This is a genomic window from Aldersonia kunmingensis (assembly GCF_001646865.1).
GTDB lineage: Bacteria > Actinomycetota > Actinomycetes > Mycobacteriales > Mycobacteriaceae > Aldersonia > Aldersonia kunmingensis.
Map to the genome: position 1 here is coordinate 1 of NZ_LRRB01000146.1, position 4,811 is coordinate 4,811.

Annotated in this window: 1 protein-coding gene; it reads left to right on the plus strand. The window is 68.1% G+C overall.

The features are described 5' to 3' along the window. Nucleotides 1-23: 23 nt before the first annotated feature. A partial coding sequence (locus A8G08_RS11375; RefSeq protein ID WP_169823294.1) for a non-ribosomal peptide synthetase occupies nucleotides 24-4,811 on the plus strand: 4,788 nt, incomplete at its 3' end.

Sequence of the window (4,811 nt, forward strand, 5' to 3'; positions counted from 1 at the left end):
CACAAGCAACGGTGTTGAGGCGTTTGTTCGGGCTTTCGACTGTTCGCGCGAAATTCACCGAGTTGATGCAGGCCGAGCGGGTCACCCATACGATCGGGGCACCGGCGGTGCTGGGCACCGTCGATGCCGACCAATTGACCACGCTGGAATCCGTGGTCGTCGGTGGCGATGTGTGCTCACCGGATCTCGTAGCCCGCTTCGGCGCCGTCGCCAGGTTCCACAACAGTTACGGGCCAACCGAAACCACGATCGTCACCACCCTCACCGCACCGCTGACCGATCCGAACGCGGTCACACTCGGCGGACTCCTACCCGGGGTGCGAGCGCTGGTCCTCGATGCCCGGTTGCGTCCGGTCGCGCCGGGTGTGCTCGGCGAGCTGTACCTGGCCGGGTCGCAACTGGCCCGCGGCTATCACCGGCGGCCCGACCTCACCGCGGGGCGGTTCATCGCCGACCCCACTACCCCCGGGCAACGCCTCTACCGCACCGGCGACCTCGTCCGCTGGCAGCTGACCCCGGACCACCCAACCGAGCCGGTACTGAGCTACGTCGGTCGTGACGATGATCAGGTCCAGCTCAACGGGATCCGCGTCGAACCCGGCGAAATCGATGCCACACTGATCACGCACCCGAGCGTCGCCTTTGCCCTCACCGTCGTCAACCGCGCCACGCTCGTCAGCTACGTGCACGAGACCAGCGGGCACACCGTCGACATCGACGAGTTGTCCAGGTTCCTTCGCGACAGGCTGCCGGCTCACCTGGTGCCGCAGCACACCATCGTCGTGCCCGAGGTTCCGCTGACGCCGAATGGCAAGGTCGACCGGCGGGCACTGCCCGAACCCGACTGGGCCACAGCCCAATACGTTGCACCCCGGACCGCGGACGAGCGCCGTATCGCCGACCTCTTCGCCGCGGTCACCGGCGCGGAAAAGGTGGGCCGCACCGACAATTTCTTCGCCCTGGGCGGCAATTCCCTTTCCGCGACCCGCGTTATCGGCACGATCCGCCGCACTCGAGGCGCCACCATTGGCGTCCGTGCGCTGTTCGAGGCGCCTACCGTCGCGGAGTTCGCCGCCATCGTCACCGGCGCCGAGCGTGATGACCGCCCGGCTCTCGAGGCCCGGCCGCGCCCGGACCGGATTCCGTTGTCCCTGGCCCAATCAAGGATGTGGTTCCTCAACCGATTCGACCCCGATTCGACCGCCTACAACATCCCCATCGTCGTGCGCCTGTCCGGCGACCTGGATATCGGTGCGCTGCGGGCCGCGATCGGCGATGTCGTCGCCCGGCATGAGTCGCTGCGCACCGTGTACCCCGAGGATGCCGACGGGCCGGTGCAGGTGGTGCTCCCGGTCGAGCAATCCGGTATCGACCTGCCCGTGATTACCACTGCGGCAGAAGCTGTTCCGAACCAGCTCGCCGAACTTCTCGGCCGCGGGTTCGACGTCACGGACACAGTCCCGCTCCGCGCCGCGCTCCTGAGCGTGGACACCGACTGGATCCTCGCCGTCGTCGTCCACCACATCAGTGCCGACGGCGTGTCCACCACACCGCTGGCGCGCGACGTGTTCATCGCCTACACCGCCCGCCGCGCCGGCCATGCCCCCGACTGGGCGCCACTCGCGGTTCAGTACGCCGACTACACCCTGTGGCAGCGCGAGGTTCTCGGCGCGGACACTGACGCGGCATCGGCCTCCGCCCAACAGATCGCGTACTGGCGCAACCAACTCGCCAGCGTCCCCGAGGTCATCGAACTACCCACCGACCGGCCGCGGCCCGCGGTCGCGTCCCAACGCGGCGCCACCGTCACCGCCCCGGTCGACCCGGCCGTCATGGACCGGGTCCACGGACTGGCCGCCGCGCACGGGGTGTCGGTGTTCATGCTCACTCACGCGGTGTTCGCGGTGCTGCTGTCCCGCTTGGGAGCGGGGACCGACGTCGTGGTCGGTACTCCCGTCGCCGGGCGCGGCGACCCCGGTCTCGACGACCTGATCGGCATGTTCGTCAACACCATCGTGCTGCGCACCCACATCGACCCCGCCGCGCCGTTCACCGACACCCTCGCCGCAGTCCGCGACACCGATCTGGATGCCTTCGCGCACACCGATATCCCGTTCGAAGGGCTCGTCGAGGCGTTGACGCCCAGCCGTTCTCAGGCGCACGGCCCACTTTTCCAGGTCGTGTTCGCCTACGACCATGCACAGCCGAATACCCTCGAATTGCCCGACCTCACCGTCGCGGTCGAGGAGTTCTATTCCGGTGCTTCGCAGTTCGACCTGACGTTGCGCCTCCGCGAGGCCGACGCCCCCATCGTCGGCGACTGCTCGGTCAATGCCGCGCTGACGTTTGCCACGGACCTGTTCGACACGGAGACGGCCGAGGGACTACTCGACCGCTACCTCACCGCGCTCGATGTGTTGACCCGTGAACCGGGAACTCGGGTGGGGGACCTCGATCTGCTCACCGGCGACGAGCGGGCGACCTTGGTACCGGCGTCCGGCGGTGCGGGCGCGGACCCGTTGTTGCTCACCGAGATCCTGGCTTCGGGTGTGGCGGCCAATCCGGACGGTGCCGCGGTGATTGCGGACGATCGTGTCATCTCCTACCGGGAGCTCGATACCGAATCCAACCGCCTCGCACGCCTACTTCTCGGCCACGGCGCGGGTCCGGAAACCTTTGTCGCGGTTGCGTTCCCACGTTCGGTCGAGGCGATCGTCGCGGTCTGGGCAATCGCCAAGAGCGGGTCGGCGTTCGTGCCGATCGACCCGAACCACCCCGGTGAGCGGATCACGCACATGCTCACCGACTCCGGCGCCGGTCTCGGGCTCACCCTGACCGGGCTGCGGGACACTTTGCCGACAACGGCAACGACGTGGCTGTGCGCGGATTCGCTCGACCTTGCGCAATATTCGCCGGCGCCGGTGACCGATACCGACCGGCCGGCGCCGCTGCACCCGCAGCATCCGGCCTACGTGATCTATACCTCCGGCTCCACCGGCCTGCCGAAGGGCGTCATCCTCGGCCACACCGGCCTGTCCACCTTCACCGAGGGCCTGCGCGAGGAGTTCCGCACCGGACCCGACTCACGCATGCTGCGCTTCTCTTCGGCCAGCTTCGACGCGTCGGTCTTCGAGATGCTGCACGCCTTCCACGCCGGTGCCGCACTCGTCATCGCCCCGCCCGGGGTCTACGGCGGCACCGAACTCACCGACCTCATGGCGCGCCACCGGGTCACCCACACCCTGGTCGCACCCGCGATCCTGGGCACCGTCGACGCCGCCGCACTCCCCGACCTGGAGATGGTCGCCGTCGGCGGCGACGTGTGCCCACCCGACCTCGTCACGCGATTCGGGTCCCGTGCCAGATTCCACAACTGCTACGGCCCCACCGAGGCCACCATCATGTCGACTCGGACCGGTGCCCTGACCGATCCCACCTCGGTGACGATCGGCTCGCTGTTGCCCGGGGTGCACGGTCTTGTTCTCGATGCCCGGCTCCACCCCGTACCTCCCGGCGTTGCCGGCGAGCTCTACGTCACCGGAATCCAGCTCGCGCGCGGCTACCACCGGCGCCCCGACCTGACCGCCGGACGCTTCGTCGCCGACCCAACCGGCTCCGGACAACGCCTCTACCGCACCGGTGATCTCGTCCGCTGGCGGCGCGACACGGCCAATCTCGAATACCTCGGCCGCAGTGACGACCAGGTGCAGCTCAACGGCGTCCGCGTCGAACCAGGCGAGGTCGACGCCACCCTGCACTCCCATTCGAGCGTGGACTTCGCATTGACGGTCGTGCACCGCGATGCCCTCATCAGCTACGTGCACGCCGCTACCGACAACACCGTCGACGTCACCGAACTTCTCGACCATGCCCGTGCACTGCTACCGACCCATATGGTGCCGAAGCAGATCATCGAGCTGGCAGAGGTGCCGCTCACCCCGAATGGCAAGGTCGATCGCAAGGCACTGCCCGAACCAGATTGGGCCGCAGCCGAATACGTCGCCCCCCACACACCGCTCGAAGAGATGGTTGCTGCGGTGTTCGGTGAGATCACCGGTGCCGAACGCGTCGGTCGCTGGGATGATTTCTTTGCCCTGGGTGGAAACTCGCTGTCCGCGACGCGGGTGGTGGGCACGCTGCGTCAGCGCGTGCGGGTCACGGTCGCGGTGCGGGGGTTGTTCGACAATCCGACCGTGGCCGGGTTCGCTGCGGTGCTCGCAGGTGCACAGCGTGATTCGCGGCCGGCGCTCGAGGCCCGGCCACGCCCGGACCGGACTCCGTTGTCACTGGCCCAGACCCGCATGTGGTTCCTGAACCGGTTCGACCCCGAGTCGGCGGTGAACAACATTCCGTTGGCGGTCCGGCTGACCGGCGCGTTGGATGTCGATGCAATGCGGCTCGCGGTGGCCGATGTGGTGCAGCGGCACGAGTCCCTGCGCACGATCTACCCCGAGATCGATGGTGTCGGTTATCAGCAGGTGCTGGCGCCCGAGGCGGTCGAACTCGACCTGGCGCCGATCCCGGTCGGGGCCGGAGAGGTGGCCTCGGCCGTAGCGGGCATCGCGACGGCCGGATTCGATGTCACCACGTCGGCTCCGGTACGGGTCCGGCTCCTCGAGATCACCGACGTCGAGTTCGTCCTGGTGGTAGTCGTGCATCACATCGCCGGTGATGGCGCATCCATGCAGCCACTTGCCCGCGACGTGATGGTGGCCTATGCGGCCCGCACTCGTGGTGAAGAGCCGGGATGGGCCTCGTTGGCGGTGCAGTACGCCGACTACACGCTGTGGCAGCGCGAAGTCCTCGGCGAT